Origin of the sequence: Oenococcus sicerae, from assembly GCF_004102045.2 — a bacterium.
Lineage (GTDB): Bacteria > Bacillota > Bacilli > Lactobacillales > Lactobacillaceae > Oenococcus > Oenococcus sicerae.
Genome location: NZ_CP029684.2, coordinates 987602 through 1008590, shown reverse-complemented (window position 1 = coordinate 1008590; position 20989 = coordinate 987602). Strand labels below are relative to the sequence as shown.

15 protein-coding genes are annotated in these 20989 nt (G+C 41.5%); 3 read left to right on the top strand and 12 right to left on the bottom strand.

Annotated features, from left to right (window positions below; translation table 11 throughout):
* Positions 1-6: 6 nt before the first annotated feature.
* Genes DLJ48_RS05030 through DLJ48_RS05015 form a run of 4 tightly spaced genes read right to left on the bottom strand, consistent with a single transcriptional unit; the run spans position 7 to position 4236 of the window.
* Positions 7-1377 carry an extracellular solute-binding protein gene (locus DLJ48_RS05030; RefSeq protein ID WP_128686414.1) on the bottom strand — a complete coding sequence of 457 codons (1371 nt, stop codon included), beginning with the start codon at positions 1375-1377 and terminating at the stop codon, positions 7-9.
* On the bottom strand, positions 1374-2204 hold the full coding sequence (locus tag DLJ48_RS05025) for a carbohydrate ABC transporter permease (RefSeq protein ID WP_128686413.1): 831 nt from the start codon (positions 2202-2204) through the stop codon (positions 1374-1376). Before DLJ48_RS05025 ends, DLJ48_RS05030 begins: the two co-directional genes overlap by 4 nt.
* The gene (locus tag DLJ48_RS05020; RefSeq protein WP_128686412.1) at positions 2204-3157 is read right to left on the bottom strand and encodes a carbohydrate ABC transporter permease; all 954 of its coding nucleotides are present in this window, start codon (positions 3155-3157) and stop codon (positions 2204-2206) included. Before DLJ48_RS05020 ends, DLJ48_RS05025 begins: the two co-directional genes overlap by 1 nt.
* The gene (locus tag DLJ48_RS05015) at positions 3157-4236 is read right to left on the bottom strand and encodes an ABC transporter ATP-binding protein (RefSeq protein ID WP_128686411.1); all 1080 of its coding nucleotides are present in this window, start codon (positions 4234-4236) and stop codon (positions 3157-3159) included. The genes DLJ48_RS05020 and DLJ48_RS05015 overlap by 1 nt, the downstream gene beginning before the upstream one ends.
* Positions 4237-4455: 219 nt before the next feature.
* Between DLJ48_RS05015 and DLJ48_RS05010 the strand changes: the two genes are divergently transcribed.
* Entirely contained in the window at positions 4456-5592 is a 1137-nt protein-coding gene (locus DLJ48_RS05010) for a helix-turn-helix domain-containing protein (protein ID WP_128686410.1), read from the top strand.
* Positions 5593-5820: 228 nt separating this feature from the next.
* Here DLJ48_RS05010 and DLJ48_RS05005 read toward each other — a convergent pair whose 3' ends face one another.
* Positions 5821-7161 carry a C1 family peptidase gene (locus DLJ48_RS05005; protein WP_128686409.1) on the bottom strand — a complete coding sequence of 447 codons (1341 nt, stop codon included), beginning with the start codon at positions 7159-7161 and terminating at the stop codon, positions 5821-5823.
* On the bottom strand, positions 7158-9146 hold the full coding sequence (gene thrS / locus DLJ48_RS05000) for a threonine--tRNA ligase (RefSeq protein WP_128686408.1): 1989 nt from the start codon (positions 9144-9146) through the stop codon (positions 7158-7160). Before thrS ends, DLJ48_RS05005 begins: the two co-directional genes overlap by 4 nt.
* 348 nt (positions 9147-9494) lie before the next feature.
* Here thrS and DLJ48_RS04995 point away from each other — a divergent pair, with 348 nt between their 5' ends.
* Together DLJ48_RS04995 and DLJ48_RS04990 are read left to right on the top strand one after the other, a co-directional pair.
* Positions 9495-10664 carry an iron-containing alcohol dehydrogenase gene (locus tag DLJ48_RS04995; RefSeq protein WP_128686407.1) on the top strand — a complete coding sequence of 390 codons (1170 nt, stop codon included), beginning with the start codon at positions 9495-9497 and terminating at the stop codon, positions 10662-10664.
* A 305-nt stretch (positions 10665-10969) separates the two neighbouring features.
* Positions 10970-11413: a flavodoxin domain-containing protein gene (locus DLJ48_RS04990; RefSeq protein ID WP_128686406.1), complete on the top strand. Its 444-nt coding sequence runs from the start codon at positions 10970-10972 to the stop codon at positions 11411-11413.
* Here the strand turns inward: DLJ48_RS04990 and DLJ48_RS04985 are convergent.
* Genes DLJ48_RS04985 through rnc form a run of 6 tightly spaced genes read right to left on the bottom strand, consistent with a single transcriptional unit; the run spans position 11410 to position 20988 of the window.
* Positions 11410-13797 (bottom strand): endonuclease MutS2, encoded by a 2388-nt coding sequence (locus DLJ48_RS04985; RefSeq protein ID WP_128686405.1) that lies wholly within the window; start codon positions 13795-13797, stop codon positions 11410-11412. The two genes, DLJ48_RS04990 and DLJ48_RS04985, sit on opposite strands and share 4 nt — an antisense overlap.
* Positions 13798-13833: 36 nt before the next feature.
* Complete coding sequence (ffh, locus tag DLJ48_RS04980; RefSeq protein ID WP_128686404.1) at positions 13834-15324, bottom strand: signal recognition particle protein; 1491 nt, start codon at positions 15322-15324, stop codon at positions 13834-13836.
* Entirely contained in the window at positions 15324-15638 is a 315-nt protein-coding gene (locus tag DLJ48_RS04975) for a helix-turn-helix domain-containing protein (protein ID WP_128686403.1), read from the bottom strand. The genes ffh and DLJ48_RS04975 overlap by 1 nt, the downstream gene beginning before the upstream one ends.
* The gene (gene ftsY, locus DLJ48_RS04970) at positions 15639-16745 is read right to left on the bottom strand and encodes a signal recognition particle-docking protein FtsY (protein ID WP_128686402.1); all 1107 of its coding nucleotides are present in this window, start codon (positions 16743-16745) and stop codon (positions 15639-15641) included. It lies immediately after the preceding gene.
* Positions 16742-20296, bottom strand: coding sequence for a chromosome segregation protein SMC (gene smc / locus DLJ48_RS04965; RefSeq protein WP_128686401.1), 3555 nt, complete (start codon positions 20294-20296; stop codon positions 16742-16744). Before smc ends, ftsY begins: the two co-directional genes overlap by 4 nt.
* Positions 20293-20988 carry a ribonuclease III gene (gene rnc / locus DLJ48_RS04960; RefSeq protein ID WP_128686400.1) on the bottom strand — a complete coding sequence of 232 codons (696 nt, stop codon included), beginning with the start codon at positions 20986-20988 and terminating at the stop codon, positions 20293-20295. The genes smc and rnc overlap by 4 nt, the downstream gene beginning before the upstream one ends.
* Position 20989 lies beyond the last annotated feature (1 nt).

Below are 20989 nucleotides of genomic sequence, written 5' to 3'. Positions count from 1 at the left end.
TTAGAACTAATACTTCCAGCCATTGGCACGATTATTATTTTTAATATAGCTGTTCATTGCTTGCTCAGCCTGCTTCAAACTTTTATCGATATTGCCATTGCTATAAATTTGATCCAGCGCCGTATTGAGAATGATTCTTTCTTGAACGATTCCTTCAATGAAAATACCGGAATTGGCATTATTGGCAGTTGTTTTTAGCAATTGGTTGCTTGGCACTTTGAGCGCTGGATTTTTCTTATAGAGCGATTTTAAGATACTCGTCTTACGGGAATCTTTATTTAACGCCAAGTAACCGGTCGCTTTTTGCCAAACAGCCTGATTTTTAGCCGTTTCCAAATATTTAATAAAATCCCAAGCTCCTTGTTGGACCTTTTGACTTTTATCATTGCCGATCCAAAGCGCCGCACCACCAATGGCGACGCCATTGGCTTTTTGACCATCAGCATGTGGATAGTAAGTGACACCTAATTCCTGCTTTTTCATGCCAAGTGTCAATTGACCAATTTCGGCTGATGATTCCATAAATATGCCGAGCTTGCCTGACAGGAACGCTGCAATTTCATTAGCGGAAGCATTGCCACCTGAACCATAATTAATGAAATCACCTTTCTTCACGTTTTTTTGAACCCACTTCATGGCTTTCAACGATCCAGAATTAATAAACGATGCTTGCGTCGGTGTTGACAATCGACCGTTTTGCTTATTTACACTATAGTTATCGGAATTTGCGATGAGCTGATCAAATAACCAACCATATACTTCCATGCTCATTCCTTTTACTTTTTTATGTGATCGTTCATATAATTGCGTAGCCACACGGGTAATATCACTATAACTTGGATCAAGTGGTGGTGGCGTAATATGATATTTCTTTAGTAAACTGGCATTGTAATAGAGCACCGGCTGAGAGGTGTTGAAAGGCATGCCCAAAAGCTCTCCTTTTTGGCTATATAAAGCACGCGCAACTGAAGAAATTTTACTGATATCGAAGCTTTGATCTTGGTCGACAAATTTTTGTACTTTTGTAATATAGCCGCTGTGATAAAGCTGGCTGACAGAAATATCTGCCGATTGAAAAACAGCTGGCGATGCGCTGCTGCCATGGGTGTTTAAAATCTTCTGCACAGCCTCTTCGTAAGACCCTTCAAATTGCGGGACAACTTGATATTGTTTTTGTGACTGATTAAACTGCTGCACAAAAGTATTCAGCTGTGCCTGTGCCGGTCCGGTCATTTCGTGCCAAAACACGATTTTCGTTCTTTTCTGATCGCTAGCCGCAAAAGACTGTCGATGGTTGATAACCGCCGTACTTAAGCACAATAAAATTGTTGCCACAAGCATGATTATCTGATAGAAAACTTTTTCTCTCTTGATCATTTGACTGCACCCTCATTCAAACCAGACTTAAAGTAATGCTGACCAAAGTACAAAACAATCAGAGTCGGGATCACGATAATGGCCGCACTGGCTTGAATCATACCCCAATTATTAAATGTTTCTTGAGATTGTAATTCGCGTAAACCAACTTGAACTGGTCGAAAATCATCACTGAAAGTCGTCAGCATCGGCCAAAGATATTGGTTCCAGGCTGATAGAAAGCTGTAGGCGGCCAAAGTGTAAAGACTCAATCTGCTATAAGGCAGTACAGCTTTCACGTAAAACTGCCAGTGATTCAGTCCCTCAACATCAGCAGCCTCTTTTAATTCGTAGGGCATTTGCATAAAGGCTTGGCGCAGCATAAAGATGCCAAAGGCCGATGTCATAAAAGGGACGATCATGCCAGCGTAACTATTAAGCAAACCCAAGGATTTGATCGTTTGAAAATTCGGGATCACCTCGGCTTCAAATGGCAGCATCATCGTGGATAAGACAAGGTAAAAATAGAAATTCCGATGCTTGAATTCGATAAAGACAAAAGCATAAGCCGCCATTGAGCAGAAGAAAACCTGACAGAGCATCGTTAAAAAAGAGATCAGCAAGCTATTAAACAAATAACGAATGATCGGTGTCTGCGTGAAAGCTTCCCAATAATTGTTTAAAGAAATACTGCTGTGCAATAAATTGCCGCTGGAAATATCAGCAGTTGGCAACAAGCTGGTCCAAAGGCCAATAATGAAAGGCCCAATGATCAAGGCTGACAGTAAAATCAATAGGATATAGTGCCAGATTTTTTTATTCCTAGTCCATTGATCGACGTTTGCCATTAGTAGCTGACCTTCTTTTCAAGATATTTAAATTGGATAAAAGTGAGAACAGCAATAACGATGGTCAAAATAACTGATTCCGCACTGGCCTGAGAATAATTGCCGTTTAAAAAGGCATTTTGATAAATATGATAAACAAGCAAATTGGTCGCATTATTCGGTCCACCGGCCGTCATTAAATCAATCAAGCCAAAGCTTTTAAAGGACTCGATCAATGTGATGATCGAGACAAAGAAAAGTGTCGGCGAAATAAGCGGCAGCGTCACATGAAAAAAGCGATAACTGGGACTGGCACCTTCGATGGCCGTTTCTTCATAAAGGCTTTGCGGTAAGGATTGAAAGGCACTGAATAAAATTAGAAAAGCAAAGCCTAAGTTCATCCAGACCGTTGAAATGATCACGGAAAGCATAGCCAAATTAGGATCGGTCGACCAGTTTAAAATCGGCAGATGTAAAAAAGCAGCCAATTGAGTGAAAACACCAATTGAAGGATTAAAAATAAATAGCCAAAAAATTGCCGAAACTGAAATTGAGACGCCCATCGTGGACGAAAAAATCGTTCTAAAAAAACTGCTGCCGCGAACATTCTTGCTAGCCGTACTCGCTAACAGCAGGCCCAAAATAATCGTGAGCAACGAGACAGCAAGTACATAGATCAAGGTTGCAAAAAGACTAGCAAAGTAAGTGGCCGAAGTTAGTAAAGTCATGTAATTTTGCAGCCCAACAAATACCGTATTCTGACCGTTGCCGTTTGTTAAAAATAAACTCAAATAAAGGGTTTTCAGCATCGGGTAAAAAATAAAAACGATTAGTAATAGCAAAGATGGTCCTAAAAACAACCAAGCATAGCCTTTATCATTCTTTTTCACAGATAGTTGTTGAAAATCCAAACCGCCTCTGGCTGCCTTTACCGCCGAGCCGCTAGGATCGATCACGCGATTATTTTCGGCCATTAGATAGGGCTCCCAAGACTGACAGCAGCCAAAGTCTTTTTGTCAGGATCAAAAACAAAAGCAGTTCCTTTAGAAAATATTTTAATGCGCTGCTGATCATCGATCAAAAGTTGTTCTTCTTTGATAATTCTGACTGTTTGTCCATTGTCTAAGAGCGCTGACACGATCGTTTGTGAACCAAGATTGGATAAATCTGAAATAGTCGCGTTCCCTTTGCCCGGACCAACCGCCGTAAAATCTAATTGATTCGGTCGAATACCGATCTTGTAATTTTGCCGACTTAATTTTTCAGTGATCGATAGTTTTAAATCATGATCGATCACGATCTGATCGTCATTAGCCTCATAAACTCCCGAGAGAATATTAATTTGAGGTGTACCGAAAAAGTTGGCAACAAATTCATTGGCCGGGTGATTATAAATACCCAACGGCGTATCGATCTGCTGCACTTGATGATCGTTTAAAACCATAATATGGTCCGCCATTGTCATCGCTTCCACTTGATCATGCGTGACATAGATCAAAGTCAAGCCTAGCTTACGCTGAAGACCCCTGATCTCGCTGCGCATTCTGGCTCTCAATTGGGCATCTAAGTTAGACAGAGGTTCGTCCATTAAACATATTTTGGCATCACTTGCAATGGCTCGAGCTAAAGCCACACGCTGCCGCTGACCACCAGAAAGATCCTTGGGCTTTCGTTCTCTAAAATCTGACAAATCAACCATTTCAAGAGCATCATCTACTCTTTTTTTGACTTCTTCGATGGGCATTTTTCGTGCTTTTAATCCAAAAGCAATGTTATCCTCGACGCTTAAAAAAGGAAAAAGTGCGTAATCTTGGAAAGCCATTGTTAAACCCCGATTTTTAGCCGGTAACGCATTGACTTGTTTGCCATTAATTTTAATGACACCACTTGTAATATCAATTAACCCCGCCAGCATTCTTAAAAGCGTGCTCTTGCCGCAACCGGAAGGGCCAACTACTGCAAAAAATTCACCACTTGCAATTTCCGCATTAATACTTTCAAGAACTGGTGCTTGATCATACGTTTTACTAATATTCTCAAATTCAATCGACAAAGCAATTCTCCATGGCATGTAATTTTGGTCTTTGTTTAAAAAGACAACTTGAAGAGACTATTCACTTGTTGGAAATTTTCATTGCTAATATGCTAGCGTCTGTCACCATCCAATCTATTTTTCAAAACAGGCGTATCATAGCAAGCATATGATTGGTTTTATGTAAAAATTGAAATTATTTATATAAACAATTTCTTAAGATGATCTGAAAATCTGTGCATGACTGACGCAAAGCAAAATCTAAAATTGTTCAGTGAAATCACTGATCAAAAAATATTTTTGATCCAAGATGGCGAAATAGGTCATTCACTTGATGGCGATGATCACGATTTTGTCCTCATCGATAGTGAAGATATTGCACGTATTGCTAGATTGGCTTCACTAGGCAATGATATCTTGATCAAAAACGGTGACAGGATCATGCTCAACATTCCAATTGAATCCAAAAAGAGCCTGCTGCTCGTACCAAACGAATATATTCAAAGAGACTTTCATTCGGGGCTCAGCAGCAACAGTGAGAAGGCTATTTTAAAAGTTAAACAATTGGCTGAGATCGTTTATGCCATTTACAGCAATACAGCTGCACCAATCCGACACTTGCTGATTTATTGGCTGAAAAATGAGTCAAAAAAAACTAGCGATCGTAAACAAACTTTTAAAAAGGGTTCCAAAGAAGAAATTTTCTTTTTCTATCAAGAACAAATAGCTGAAAGTTTACAGGGCTTAGATGAGAAACGAATTATCAAAAATCTGAATGAGATGAAGTATTTATTATCAGCGAAAGAAGACAGTCGATCGGAGGTAGTTGAACAATATAGCCAATCCTATCTCAAAGAACTTTTAGTTTCTCTCATTTGTAGTCTAGCTGATCACGCGATCGATTCAGGGCTCCCTTTTAACCAAGCTGCCAAAATGAGAATCGAATTAATTGAATCAGTCTATCAAAATGAGCTGCTTAATTTCTACACAGATGTGAAGACAATTGTCTGGGAATATTTTGAAGCACTAAAGGGCTATAATCGTGAAAATGAAACAGATATTGCGACCATTTGTCGCCATTATATTGATACCCATCTAACTGATAAGCTAGCTTTGCATGATATCGCTGAAAATTGTAATGTTTCCAAACAAAGCATTAACGCGACCTTTAAAAGTCATTATGATATGACAGTTAAACATTATATTTACAGCAAAAAAATTGCCTTAGCAAAAAATCTTCTGGCGAATAACAAAAAAAGCCTGCAAGAAATTTCAAATTATCTCTCTTTCGTTGACAAAAGTTACTTTGTCAAAATATTCCATGCTGTTACTGGCATGACACCCAAGCAATACCGGCATCAGCTGTTCGATAATTAGTTTCCAAACAATTACATAAGTAAGTCGTTTTTTTATATTTTTGTCCTGATGTTTCGCTTAAAGTTAGTAGCAAATGGGAGGAAATAATGATTACATTAACAGCCATCATCGCCTTTAGATATTTCATGACGAAAAATCATCAGTTCCATCGTACGAGCAAAAAAAATCCGCTTAAACAAAAAACCGCCTCGAAAAGCGGTTTTTGATATCTGAAAATCTGACAGATATTTAGGCTAAAGCACCCATCGGATCCCAAGGATCTAATATCTTTGGATCCTGAACTTGGGCAGTTTTCAGTGCTTCAGGCAAATACTTTTTGTTGACAACAACTTGGTAGCTGTAAAGACTCATCCAAGCATCTGACATAACAAAATAGCCGTCTTTGCCAGGCTTTTCACCCCAAGAATTTTCAACTTTCCAACGTAGAGGCTGATCATTTTCGTCAAGATCAACGCCGGTTAAAACCATTGCATGCGTCATCAACGAATCAGCATAGTCCAGCTGCTCTGCTTTGGTCAAAGAAACATCAATACCAAAGGCCGCTTCTTGGGCATAATTATCAAGGTCCATCAAACCAGTCTCGCGATCAACTTGCGGACCCATGTCAACACCAAACCAAACCGATTGACCGTCCTTCAATTGCGCGATGGCTAATTTTTTGAATTCGTCAAGCTTGACGTTTAAATGCTTAACTTGACGACCACCAACAACGTTGCCAAGGTTCTCGATCGTATAAGTTTTGTCATAAGGTTTATCAGCTGTTGGCGCATTAATGATCGAGACGTAGTCTTCAAGATCTTGGTCGACAAACTTGGTAAAAAATGATTTTGGCGTCAGATTTTTTTCCAAATGATAATTTTTGTCCTCATCGCGATATTCAAAATCAAAGTGAGCAACATCAGCGGGATCACCAAAAACCAAGCTGAGAAAACGATAATTATCAGCATTTAATTCCTTGATTTTCTCATCAATTTCAGCTTGATTCGTCTTTTGAGCAGCTAATGCACGCAGCTCAACGGCATCCTTGCGTAGTTTACGATTCAATAAGCGATTTAAAGCTGAAGAATGGCTAGAATCAAAGCTTTCCGGGAAAACGGATTGTGGCACTAGACCATATTTTTCAATAATGGCACAAATCATATCCCACTGGCCGCCATCTTGTTGAGGCGTTTGCATCAGATAGGCAACTTTACGATCATCCAAAGGCAGATCAGCCGTTTTAACAACATTATTATAGAAATAATTTGATTTCTCGAATTTATCCCAGAAAAAAGTATAGCTTTGTGATAACTCGAATTTGTCGGAAATATTGAAAAGATCAGCTGTATGATGACGCATTGTGTTCAAGGCGGCAAACATCCAGCAGCGTCCAGAAGCCATCTGATTAGCTACTTTGCCTGTTTTCACTTCAACGGAAAAAACCGGCTGGGAATTAATAGCTGCCTTCGCATCTAAAGTTGCTTTGTCGATACCATTACTGCTGACAGCTCGACGAATCACGTCGGCCGCAGGAAAACTTTTTAAGCCTTGATCAAATTCTTTGATTTGTTCTAACGAAATTTCGGTCATTTGTTTAACATCTCCTTCACTTTGTCGCTGCCTTTGGAATAATTCGCAACATCATCATTGATCATCTCGACGAATGCATCGACAGACATTTCTTTAGTATAATCGCTCCCACGGAAACGAACAGTAACCGTGTGATCTTTCACTTCCTGATCACCTACGACCAGAATATACGGTGTTTTCAAATTGACTTGAGCATCACGAATCAAATAACCAAGCTTCTCGTCCCGATTATCTAATTTGATACGACGACCATCTTTCATTAATTTGCTATAAATACTCTTGGCATAGTCGCCATGCGCACCATTATTGACTGGGATCACAACGGCTTGTACGGGTGCCAGCCAAGTCGGGAACTGGCCTTTATACTTTTCAATCAGGAAAGCCACAAAACGTTCCATTGTCCCGACAACTCCTCGGTGAATCAGTACTGGACGGTGATCTTGGTTATCTTCGCCTGTATATTTCATATCAAATCGTTCCGGTAATAGAAAATCAAGTTGGATCGTTGACATGGTCTCTTCGTTTCCAAGGGCCGTTTTAAATTGAATATCTAGTTTTGGTCCATAAAAAGCAGCTTCGCCTTCAGCTTCGAAATAATCAAGTCCCATATCATCCATTGCGCGTTTCAAAGCATCCTGAGCGTGTTTCCACATGGCATCATCATCGAAATATTTTTGCGTATTATTGGGGTCGCGGTAAGAAAGGCGGAAACGATAATCATTATCTGTAAAACCAAAATCAGCATAAACTTCACGGATCAAGCGCAGAATATCTTTAAATTCAGGCTCGACCTGTTCAGGAGAAACAACTGTATGACCGTCATTTAATGTCATTTCGCGTACACGAGAAAGGCCCGTCAGTGCACCAGATTTTTCCCAACGATGCATTTGGCCAAATTCAGCAATACGATAAGGCAAATCACGGTAAGAACGCGGTTCATGTTCAAAAATAGCGATATGCGATGGGCAATTCATCGGACGCAATTCAAGCTGTTCACCATCATCAGCCGTCATAGCGGGAAACATATCATCACGATAATGGTCCCAATGACCAGAACGCTTATATAAGTCCAAATTAGAAACGACCGGCGTGTAAACGTTCATATAACCGTTTTGACGCTCTTTTTCAACCAAATAATCTTCGATCGTGCGACGGATCGCAGCACCATTTGGCAGCCAAACAGGTAATCCGGCACCAATTTCCTGGCTCGTAAAGAACAATTCCATCTGTTTGCCAATTGTTCGATGATCGCGTTCTTTACGCTCTTCTAACGCTTTTTTTTGTTCTTCTAAACGACTGGCATCCCATTCTGACAGGCCATAAATTCGCTGCATCATCTGGTTATCGGACTTGCCGCGCCAATATGCACCAGCAACAGAAGTTAGCGCAAAATGTTTGATCCAACCCGTCGAAGGGACCAAACCGCCGCGGTCCAAATCAGTATAGTCACCTTGTTCAGCAATTGTGATTTCTTCATTCTCCGGCAAATCATTGATCAAAGCAGTCTTATATGGATCAGCTGCGAAAATCTTCAAAGCTTCCTGACGCGAAACCGGTCGGTTATTGATCGGAATATTCTGTTTGACCAGCTGCTTCATTTCGGCAATAATTGCAGGAAATTCATCAGCTGCGACTTGCTTGTCGGCTTCGGCCAAATCATCCGTATCATAATAAAAGCCATTAGCAATCGAAGGGCCGACACCTAAATGAATCTGTGGATGCAAGTGGCGCAATGCTTGAGCAAGCAAATGAGCTGTTGAATGGCGCAAAACATCCAAAGCTTCATCTTCATCTTTGGTCACTAATTTGAATTTTCCGCTAAAACGAATCACTTCATTCATGCCGATGTAATGGTCATCAACTTTGGCCACAACTGACTTTTTTGCTAGCGATGGGCTGATTGCAGATGCTATCTGCAAAGGCGTCGTTGCTTCACTAATTTCTTTTTCCTTGCCATCCGGCATTGTTATCTTTAAATCTGCCATAATTCCTCGAAAATAAAAACGCCCTTCACTAAAAACATAGCGAGGGACGTTTTAAAACGTGGTACCACCCAACTTCGCCGCCTCATGAGTATACGAGACGACCTCTTTGGTTATTTTATTGATGATTTATTAGAGCTAGTCAGTTTCGCTTTCGTTTGTACCGGTTCTCATCACTTTCGGCTTTCTGCAACAAACTATCACGGCTTCTGGTCTCGATGCCTATTAGTATAACGCGAAAGCAGACTATTGCGACTGATTATATTACAAAAGTTAGTTAACTATTTTTTTCACAATCTGCCCCTTCTAAAATGGGGTTTGGGGAAAGTTGGTTCTCCAAAAAGGAGCGTTATGGAACGTAGTTATGATTTTTTGATGCCGAGTGTTAATTTTTTCGGTCCCGGTGTCATTAACAAAATTGGTGATCGTGCCAAGATGCTGGCGATGAAAAAGCCAATGATCGTGACAGATAAATTTTTACAAGGCCTGAAAAATGGTGCAGTCGAGCAAACGATCAACTCATTAAAAGCCGCTGGAATCGATTACATCATCTACAATGGCGTAGAAGCTAATCCAAAGATACACAATATACAAGAAGCCAAAGCATTGTATCAAAAAGAAGGAGCTGATTCGATCATTACAGTCGGTGGCGGTTCGGCCCACGACACAGGAAAAGGTGCAGGCATCATTCTAACCAATGGCGATGACATTACTAAATTAGCCGGTATTGAAACATTAGACAAGCCATTGCCGCCATTGATCGCCGTTAACACGACTGCTGGTACGGGATCAGAATTGACGCGTCATGCTGTCATTACAAACGAAGCGACACATTTGAAGTTTGTCGTTGTATCTTGGCGCAATATTCCGCTTGTTTCCTTTAATGATCCAACATTGATGCTGGATATCCCCAAGGCTTTGACCGCTGCAACCGGTATGGATGCCTTTGTCCAATCGATCGAACCCTATGTCTCAGTTGACCACAACCCGATCACGGATTCGCAATGTATTGAAGCCATCAAATTGATCGAAAATAGTTTGCGTCAGGCCGTCGCAAACGGTCACAATTTACAGGCTCGAACAGAAATGGTTGAAGCTGAAATGTTGGCCGGTATGGCCTTTAACAATGCCAATCTTGGTTATGTTCATTCAATGGCTCATCAGCTTGGTGGTCAATACGATGCCCCTCACGGTGTCTGCTGTGCTTTGTTGCTGCCATATGTCGAAGAATATAATATTATTGCTGATCCAGAGCGCTTTGCAGAATTGGCCAAGATTATGGGCGAAAACACCGACGGCCTATCCACTCGCGATGCTGCCGAACTAGCCATCAAAGCCATGAAACAGATGTCGGCAGATGTTGGTATTCCTAAGTCGATCAAAGATATCGGCGCCAAACCTGCAGATTTTGAATTAATGGCAGAAAATTCTCTCAAAGATGGTAATGCCTTTTCCAATCCGCGTAAAGGAACAAAAGAAGATATTGTTAAAATTTTTCAAGCTGCTTATGACGCTAAGTAACGAGATTTCAAAAACCGTTAACAAAATGTTAACGGTTTTTTTGTAACTAAAAACCCGCTGATCAAGCGGGTCCAACTATTATCCAAAGATTGTTTCAAACTAGCAATGGGCTTTGATTTGATTCTGCGTACCTTGCAATCTACCATGTATTATTTGGTCGAAAAACATTATTTCGAAAATTTCAATTAATTGATTGCCGGCCGCCAAAGTCGCTTCCTCATTCCTGAAGCCTCAACTCATTGCCTAGGAACAATATAGCATATTTTGGAAGCGCTTGCACATTATTATCGGCTAGAATAGAAACTGTGAAAATTGATATTATTTATGCCACGATCACCGGCAATAACGAGCTATTAGCCAAGGCAATCGCACAAGAATTTAAAAAACATGATCAAAAAGCAGTGATTCATGAATTTGAAGACACCGATGTTGATGATTTTAATGACTCGGACATCGTCGTCATCGTTTGCTATACCTACGACAATGGTTCCATTCCGGATGAGTCCTTGGATTTCTATGATGATCTTGAGGATACTGATTGGTCTGGAAAAATTTGTGGTGTAGCTGGATCCGGAGATGAATTTTATGGCCGCGATTTTTGTGTCGCGGTTGATAGTTACAGCGAACAGGTCAAAAAAACAGGTGCAAATATGCCTGCCGATGCTGTCAAAATTCAACTAGCTGTCGATGACTCAGATGCCCCTGTAATTAAAGATTTTGTTGATAAACTGTTAGCGGCAGATCACTAATTCAGTTCGACGATCGTAGCGCCATCGCCGGCGCCATTTGGATTAGCAAACTCATAATGTTTGATACGACGATCGGAACGCAGCATTTGGCTGACACCTTGTCTTAGTGCACCAGTACCTTTGCCATGGATGATTTCGATCGTGTCAATATTGTTCAGCATAGCTTGATCGATATAACGATCCAGATCCATCATTGCTTGTTCATAACGTTCGCCACGCAGATCCAGGTGCCCGGAAACATTTCTCGAAGCTGTTTTCACGACACTCGTACTACTATTCTTGCGAACGGGTGCATCAAGCTTTTTCTGCTGATCAGCGGAAACCTTTTCTAAATCACGACCGTTGACATTCATCTTCAAAATGCCTAATTGAACTTGCCAGTCCTGGTTCGATATTTTATCAATGATCGTACCCACTTGGTGATAAGCAGTCACCATCACGTCATCCCCGATCTTAAACTGTTTGTCCGAACGGGCTTTTTTCAACACTTTATTTTTTTCAAGTGATGAGTCCTGACGTAGCTCATCAATCTGGTCAGCGATTTTTTTTAGTTCCTGCTCATTTTTGCCTGCAGTTGAACCAGCCAGCAGACGCTGCTGACGAATCTGGTCCAGCAGCTGTTTGGATTCTTGGCGCACAGAAGACACAATATGATTGGCTTCGTTTTTAGCTGCCATGATCGTTTTAGCCTTTTCTTGATCTAAGTCGGCTAATTGCTGGTCAAGCTGATTTTTCTGGTCGTCAACAGTGCTGAGCTTGTGCTGCAGCAGATCTTGTTTATCAGCTAAATCCTGTCTTTGTGCGACCAGACCTTGGATCAAATTATTTAATTCCTGATTCTTCGGGTCAACATAAGACTCTGCCTGTTGCAACACCGCCGCCTGAATACCTAAACGTCGTGAAATTGCAATCGCATTTGATTGACCCGGGATACCCAATAACAGGCGGTAAGTCGGCTGCAAAGTCTGTAAATCAAATTCCATACTGGCATTAATTGCAAAACCCTTTTGATCGGCAAAAACTTTCAATTCTGGATAGTGTGTTGTCGTTAAATTCAAAATTCCGTGTTCGGACAAGGCTTCAACGATCGCCATCGCCAAAGCTGCACCTTCGCTGGGATCAGTACCAGCACCCAATTCATCCAGCAAAACAAGCGAACGATCATCAGCTGTCTCTAAAATTGTTTTGATATTTTTTATATGTGAAGAAAATGTTGACAATGATTGTTCCAAACTTTGTTCATCGCCGATATCAGCAAAAATATTATTAAAAATGTAGATCGATGAACCTTGTTCAGCACTAATAAACAGTCCGGCCTGTGCCATTAGCTGCAGCAGACCCAAGGTTTTCATCAACACGGTCTTGCCGCCTGTATTTGGTCCTGTAATGATCAAAGACAAATAGCCATCGCCAAGTGCGATGTCATTAGCCACAGAATCCTTAGGAAGCAAAGGATGGCGAGCCTGTTTCAAATCAACAATTTTTTGATGATTGATCGTTGGTTTAATCGCATTGCTGGCATTGGCTAATTTAGCTTTAGCCTGAATCAAATCCAATTGACCGATCAGTTCATCATTTAATCTCAACTGTTCGTAAAAGGGAAATAACTGCTGAGAAATATCAATTAAAATTGCATTGATCTCCCGCACTTCTTCTAAATTCAAATCATGCAGATGATTATTTAGATCCGAAACGGCAGTAGGTTCCACATACAAAGTGAGCCCGGACTGGCTCTGGTCGTGAATGACGCCGCCGAAGTGTTTGCGGAATTCGGATTTCACCGGCAATACCAGCACATTATCACGCGTTGAAATGATCGGCTCAGACAAATATTTAGCATCATTGCCTTTAACCATATTCGAAAGGATCGTACGCACATTATGCTGTGTTAATAAGATGTTTTTGCGGATTCGTGCCAGCTTTTTAGAAGCCGTATCCAACACTTTCCCCTGCTCATCAACAGTCAGGTCAATACGTGCGGATAGTGATGAAAAATTCGTTAGACGGTTGATCAAAAAAATAAGCTGATGAATATTTTCAAACCAGATCTCATCTTTGATCGTCTGCAAAAAATCAATAATAGCCTGGCTGGAACGCAAAGAAGCACTCAAATCGGCCAGTTCACTCGAACCTAATACTGCTTTTAATTTGAGCCGTTTGAAGATCTCTGTCAGGTTATTGGTTTTTTGAATCGGCAGACCGCCTCGGTAACGATCAATGATCAAAGCGTCATTCGTCTGGTCTAATAACTGCTGAACATCTTCAGCGTCAGTCTTTGGCAATAAAAGCGATAGCAAATAAACGCCCTGAGCCGTGGTTAAATATTGTGCCAGCTCCTCTTTGATGCTGTCAAACTCTAATGTTGTAAGTATTTTTTTATTCATGATTGACAAAATTTCTCTCGTAAACCAAGAACGGTCTTAATGTTTATTACGCTTTTTCTTGGCTTTTTTAATCTTTTTTAATGCACGCTTCATGGCCAGATCAGCCACCTTACCGCCCAGGCCACCTTGATTAAAAGGCATAGCAGACATATCCGGCATATCGCCAGCAGCCATATCACCCTCATTCATGCCAGAAAACATATCGGACATTCCTTTTGGCAGTCCTTTACCATTTGCAAACTTAAACATCATGTCGCGCATTTGTTTAAATTGCTTGATTAAACGATTGACATCAATGACTGGTCTGCCGGAACCAGCTGCGATCCGACGTCGACGGGCTGGTGATAACAATTCTGGATCACGCCGTTCGGCTTTAGTCATGGAATACACGATCGCAGCCATGTGGGCAAAATCCTTTTCCCCGATCGAAGCATTAGCTAGTGCGGGATTATTAGCCATACCTGGGATCATCTTCATGATATTATCCATCGAACCCATATTCTGGACTTGTTTTAACTGCTCCAAAAAATCCTCGAAGTCAAAAGTGTTCTCCTGCATCTTTTGTAATTGATCAGCAGCTTGTTTTTCATCAAAATCTTTTTGGGTTTTTTCGATCAAAGAGAGAACATCGCCCATGCCGAGAATTCGGCTAGCCATACGATCAGGATAAAAGACATCCAAGTCCGTGACTTTTTCGCCCTCACCGACAAATTTAATTGGTTTCCCTGTGACCTCGCGAATTGACAGTGCTGCACCACCTCGGGTATCGCCATCAAGCTTGGTCAGCACAACGCCTGTAATACCCAAAGCATCATTGAAACCCTGAGCTGTCTCCGTGGCATTTTGTCCAGTCATCGCATCAACTGTCAGCAGGATCTCGTCAGGATGAGCGATCTTTTCGATATCCTTTAATTCCTGCATCAAGACTTCATCAATTTGCAAACGTCCGGCTGTATCGATAAAAACATAGTCATTTTTATTTTCATCTGCCTGAGCTAAACCATCTTGAACGATCTTTCGCGGATCATTATCAGTGCCCTCGTCAAAAACAGGGATCGACAACTGCTGCCCAAGTACCTTTAACTGTTCGATGGCAGCTGGGCGATACACATCAGCTGCGATCAATAAAGGACGTGCATTGCTTTCAGACTTTAATTTATTAGCTAATTTGGCAACAGTTGTTGTTTTCCCGGCGCCTTGCAATCCAGCCATCATGATAACTGTCGGAATTTTAGTTGACTTATTTAAAGGGACCGCCTTTTCGCCCATCATTTCAGTCAACTGATCGTTAACGATCTTAATAACTTGTTCTGATGGATTCAACCCTTCGAGGACTTTGGCACCCAGGGCTTTTTCTCTGAGCTGCTTAATAAAATTACGCGCTGTCTTTAAATTAACATCAGCCTCAAGTAAAGCCAAACGAATTTCTCGTAAGGTCTCATCAAGATCAGCTTCGGAAACTTTTCCCTTGCCGGACATTGTTTTCATTGCTGTTTGGATTCTGGATGTAAGATTTTCAAATGCCATTATTTTTCTTCCAAATCAATTAGTTTATGTAACAATTTTGGGTCGAATTTAGTTGCCAAACGATCCTCGATTTTCCTTCGTACAAGATAATTTTCGCGTAAATGGAGTTTAGATTCAAATTCAGTCAAACTTTCCAAGGCATGTTTGATTTGATCAGAAATAGCTTGGCGACTCACAGCCTCATTTTCAGCAATTTCCGAAATACCCAAATCATCAGCTAATAAGGCCTGCAAATAATACTGCTGTTTTTCAGACAAGAGGATGCCATAAAAACCAAATAGTTCTGTTGAAAATTGTTTTTCAGCTAATTCCAATTAAATCAGGTCCTTAAATAGTCCATATACAAATTGGTCGGCGTTAAAAGGAGCAAGATCGGTGACCTTTTCGCCTAAACCGACCCATTTAACGGGTAAATGGAGTTCTTGTCTGATCGCCAAAACAATGCCTCCTTTGGCTGTACCATCTAGTTTAGTCAACACGAGTCCTGTTACATCGGTCGAATCCTTAAACAAGCGTGCCTGCTGGAGCGCATTTTGGCCAGTCGTCGCATCTAAAACCAGCAAAACTTCCTGCGGTGCAGTTGGCAGCTGACGCGTAATAATTTTTTTCATCTTTTCCAATTCACGCATCAGATTCTCGTTATTTTGCAAGCGACCGGCTGTATCAACAAACAAAATATCATAATCGCCATCAATGGCCTTTTTAACACCATCAAACACAACTGCTGCTGGATCAGAGCTGCCTTTGCCGGTCACAATATCCACTTGGTCACGTTTAGCCCATTCAACCAATTGTTCAGTTGCACCAGCACGAAAGGTATCGGCAGCAGCCAGTAGGACTTTTTTGCCTTGTTTCTTATAAAAATCAGCCATTTTACCAATTGTGGTCGTCTTGCCGACACCGTTAACACCAACCAGCAAAAAAATCGATGGCTGAACTGTTTGTGCAAAATGCATCGTATTGTCTTCACCGTTACCGGCGCGGTCATACACATCGACGAGTTTTTCAATGATCGTGTTTTGGACCTCTTTTTTACTCTTGGCATTTGTTAAGCGGACTTCATCTTGGAGCTCGTCAGAAATCTTCAAAGCCATATCGAACCCGACATCAGCTGCGATCAAGGTCTCCTCCAACTCATCAAAGAAATTCTCATCAACTGCGCGAAAATTGGCCATCAGCAGTTGAAATTTTTCAGAAAAACTCGACCGTGTCTTCGTTAATCCTGTCTCATAACTGGTTGATTCTTGCAGCTGATCGGCCTCAATTGGCGTCTTTTCGCTAGCTGCCTCAATCTTCTTGGCAGTTTGCTCGTCATCGTCTAATGGCAGCGGCGCAAAACTATCTTTGACCTTGCCAAAAAAGGATTTTTTATCCCTTTCTTCAGTTTTTTTTCGTCCACGCAAACGGTCAAACAAACTCATTTTGCACCCTCCAAGCTTTTACCCGCCTTTTCCAAATCAACCGAGACCATCGTCGAAACGCCTGGTTCCTGCATAGTGACACCGTACAAAACATTCGCATAACGCATGGTTCCTTGACGATGCGTAATGACGATAAATTGCGTGTTTGCACCAAAATCTCGGAGAAAACGACCAAAACTATCCACATTCGATTCATCTAAAGCCGCTTCAGTCTCATCTAAAATGGCAAAAGGTACCGGATGGACCAGCAAAATTGCCAGCAGCAGCGCAATAGCAGTTAAAGCCTTTTCCCCGCCCGACAGCAAGGACAAGCGCTGTAACTTCTTTCCAGGCGGCTGAACCTTGATCTCAATACCGCTGGTCAACAGATTTTTTGGATCGCTTAATTCCAGACTAGCTTGGCCGCCAGCAAATAAATCAGAAAAGGTCTTTTTGAACTTCTCTGCCACAGCATCAAAGGTCCGTTTGAATCTCGTCACGACCTCTTGATCCATCTGCTTCATCGCAGTTTGCAGATTCGCCGAAGCCGCCACTAAGTCATCACGCTGACCAGTCAGAAAATCATAACGTTCCTGAACAGTTTTCAATTCATCGATCGCGGCCAAATTAACAGCATTATGTTTCGATAATTCAGCTTTTAATTTGGCCAAACGGCTGCTGATGGCCGATAAAGGTTCTGCTTGCAATAAATCCAATTGCGAAAAGTTTGGTCGGCCTAAATCGATCAGGTCTTGTTCTAATTCACTCAAATGACTTTGAATAGCAGCTAGTTTTGTATCAACGTGGTTTTTACTATCCAGTAATTGGCGTAAAGTCAGTTGCAGCTGATCGATCTGTTTTTGCAATAAAATTTTTTTACCGCTGACTGTCTGACGATTCTTGGTCAGCTGATCGCGTTTTTCATTCGCCGACCCTAATTGACCAGCAATATCATCAGCAGCAGCATTTGCAAGCACAAGTGCGTCATTTTCTTTGAGACGATCATTTAAGGCAGATAGTTGTTTTTGATTCTGAAGCAGATTTTCATCTAACTTATTTTTTGCTAGTTCTAACTCAGCCGCATTTTTTTCATCGGCCTGCAATTGAACTTTCACCGCAGCCAGCTTCTCTCGAGCCAAAAGCAGTTGATGGTTCTGTTCGTGAGCAGTAGATTGTTCATCTGCCAAACTGGTTTCCAGCAAATTGATTTGAGCTGCTAAGTCATCATTTTTATTTTGCAGATTGCCAAACTTAGCGGCTAAATCGCGTCTGAGTTTGGCCGCATCAGCCGCATTGCTAACCAACTCAGCAATTTCTATCTGATTGGCTTTTAGCTGTTTTTCAGTTTGAACTAAAGCATCTTCAGCAATTTTCTGCCCGCCAGCTTGTAATTGAAAAGCCTCTTTTTTAGCAACGATCGTATTTCTTAAGCTGACGAATTCACGTTCATCGGCTACGATCTCATTTTGCAAATCAGTAATTAGTTGATTTGCTTTACTGCCCCGATCTTTTAAATCATCAAATTCGCCAGTCAGTCGATCTAATTCAGCCCGCTTAGATAACAGCCCACTCTGATGCCGATTAGCACCGCCAGTAATCGAGCCTCCGGCATTGACAATATGCCCGTCGATCGTGACCACACGATAGTGCTGATTCAGCATCTTTGAAATTTTAAAGGCAGCATCCAAAGTTTTGGTAATGATCGTTGTGCCTAAAAGATTTTCAACGATATCGCGATATTGGACCTCGCTTTTGACTAATGAAGCCGCAATGTCAACATAGTCCTGTTCAGCTGTTAATTGCGAGCGAATATTCGCCGATAGAAAACGCATCTTGATCGATTCCACTGGTAGAAAAGTGACACGGCCCAAGCGCCGCTGCGTCAAAAAATCAATCGCTTGTTTCGCTGTTGATTGCTTATCCACAACGATATTCTGCAAGCCTGCACCCAGCGCTGTCTCGATTGCCAAAGCATATTCCGGCGCCACTTTGATGAGTTCAGCAACAGTTCCAAAAAGTCCGGTAAACTGTTGACGATTAGCCAACAAATTTCGAACGCCAACAAACAGATCTAGATTTTCATTTGCGTTTTGCAAGGATTCCAAACGTATTTGAACTTGGTTATACCGCATCACAAGACTTGAACGCTGCTGCTCAAAAGTTGAAAGCTGAGTTTTTTTAGCATTTAACTGGCTTTGAGACTGCTGTGCGTGCTGTTCAAGCTGACTTGCATCGGTCTTTTCAGTACTGGCATTTGCCGCCTTTGTCAAAAGCGCCTTTTTATCTAAAAGATGCTGCTGTAATTGGCTGGCATCATTATTCAATGATTTTAAACGAGCATCATGACGGATTTTTTCTTTATCTAAATTTAACAGCTGGTTGGACACCGAAGCTGCATCCTGCATCGACTGTACGTAACGATTCCGCAAGTCAGACAATTGATCTTGTCTGCTTAATTGGCCATCCTTGGCTAATTGATCCGTGACGGCTTTAACGGCCTTTTCTGATTCAGATCGTTTTTGCCGGCCGGTCTTGACTTGTTGATCCAATGCTGACAGTCTATCGGTCAGTTGAACCAGCTGTTGATTCAGCTGTTTCCCTTCAGTTGTCAGACGCTGCAAATCATTTTGCAGAGATTCCCTTTTCTGTTTGCGCAAATTATTTTCGCCAAGGACGTGCTCATATTTTTGCGTCAACAGCTCGATAGTATGATTCAGATCGGATAATTGCAGATCCAGCTGATTCGACTGATCATTTGCTTGATTTTGCTGCAAACCGGCATCATTTAAGCTTGTCTCGGTCTGCTTGATATGATTTTGAAACTCAACAAGCTGTGACGAAGCAGCTTGTTCATTTGCTACTAACTCTTTTTTTGATCTGCCGAGTTTCACCAAATTCAATTGGTCAAATTGACCGCGCAGAGACAAAAATTGTTGGGCTTCAGCCGCTTGACTTTCCAAAGGCTGCAAGCGATCTGCTATTTCTTTAATAATATCTAGCAAACGATCCAAATTCGCCTGCGTTTGAGCTAACTCATTTTGGCTCTTGATCTTATTTTGTTTATATTTAAAAACACCGGCCACATCTTCGATAATCGCTCGTCGATCTTCGGCTTTAGCGTTAAAAATCGCCTCTACTTTGCCTTGGTTAATGATCGAAAAAGACTCGCGGCCAAGACCCGTATCAACAAACAGATCTGTAATGTCTTTTAAACGAGACTTTACACCATTAATTAAATATTCAGCATCGCCATTTCGATATAAGCGACGCGATACCTGCAGTTCATCAAAAGCTGAGTGCAGATAATGATCACTGTTGTCAATTGTCATCGTCACAGAAGCACGGCCTAAGGCAGATCGATTTTTTGCACCACCAAAAATGACATCAGCCATCGTGTTGCCGCGCAGACCCTTGGCAGACTGTTCGCCCATGACCCAGCGGATCGCTTCGATGATGTTTGATTTTCCAGAACCATTCGGTCCAACGATTCCAGTCATCCCCGGCATAAAATCAATAACTGTTTTATCAGCGAATGATTTAAAACCATGAATTTCCAGCGACTTGAGTTTCATCGAGGAACAACATCCTGGTAAGCTCTTTTTGCCGCTCTTTTTTCAGCCAATTTGATCGACCGCCCTGAACCGGATCCGATCGCTTTTTTATCTACGAACACAGTTACATCAAAACGGGGTCTTTGCGGATCAGAAAGATCTTCTTTTTCAACCTCATAATCAATATTGACCGAACCAGCCTGTTGCAATAATTCCTGCAATTTAGACTTATAATCGATAAATTCTTCAAAAAAACCCTCATCAATGGCTGGAAAGATCGTCTGATCAAGAAAATCATAAACAGCTTTGGGGCCTTGGTCTTTGTAGAGAGCACCTACGAATGCCTCCCAAATATCCTCTAAGAGACCATCGCGGTTACGAGCACCAGATAGTTCCTCTCCCTTGCCAAGACGAATATAACGGTCAAAATGAGCCAATCGTGCGAAATGAGAGAAAGACTTGCTCTGTACCATTGCAATTCTCATCTCAGTCAACTGACCCTCTTCCCAATCCGGGTAGCGTGTGAACAAATAGTCAGCCACGATCAATTGCATGACTGAATCGCCTAAAAATTCTAAGCGTTGATAATCATGCCCGGTTTCTTCCGGGTGCTCATTTAAATAGTTGCCTTGAGTAAAAGCCTCAAGCAACAGTTTTTCATTCGAAAATCTGATTCCGAAATCTTTATTTATAGCCTTTTGAATAGTATCCATT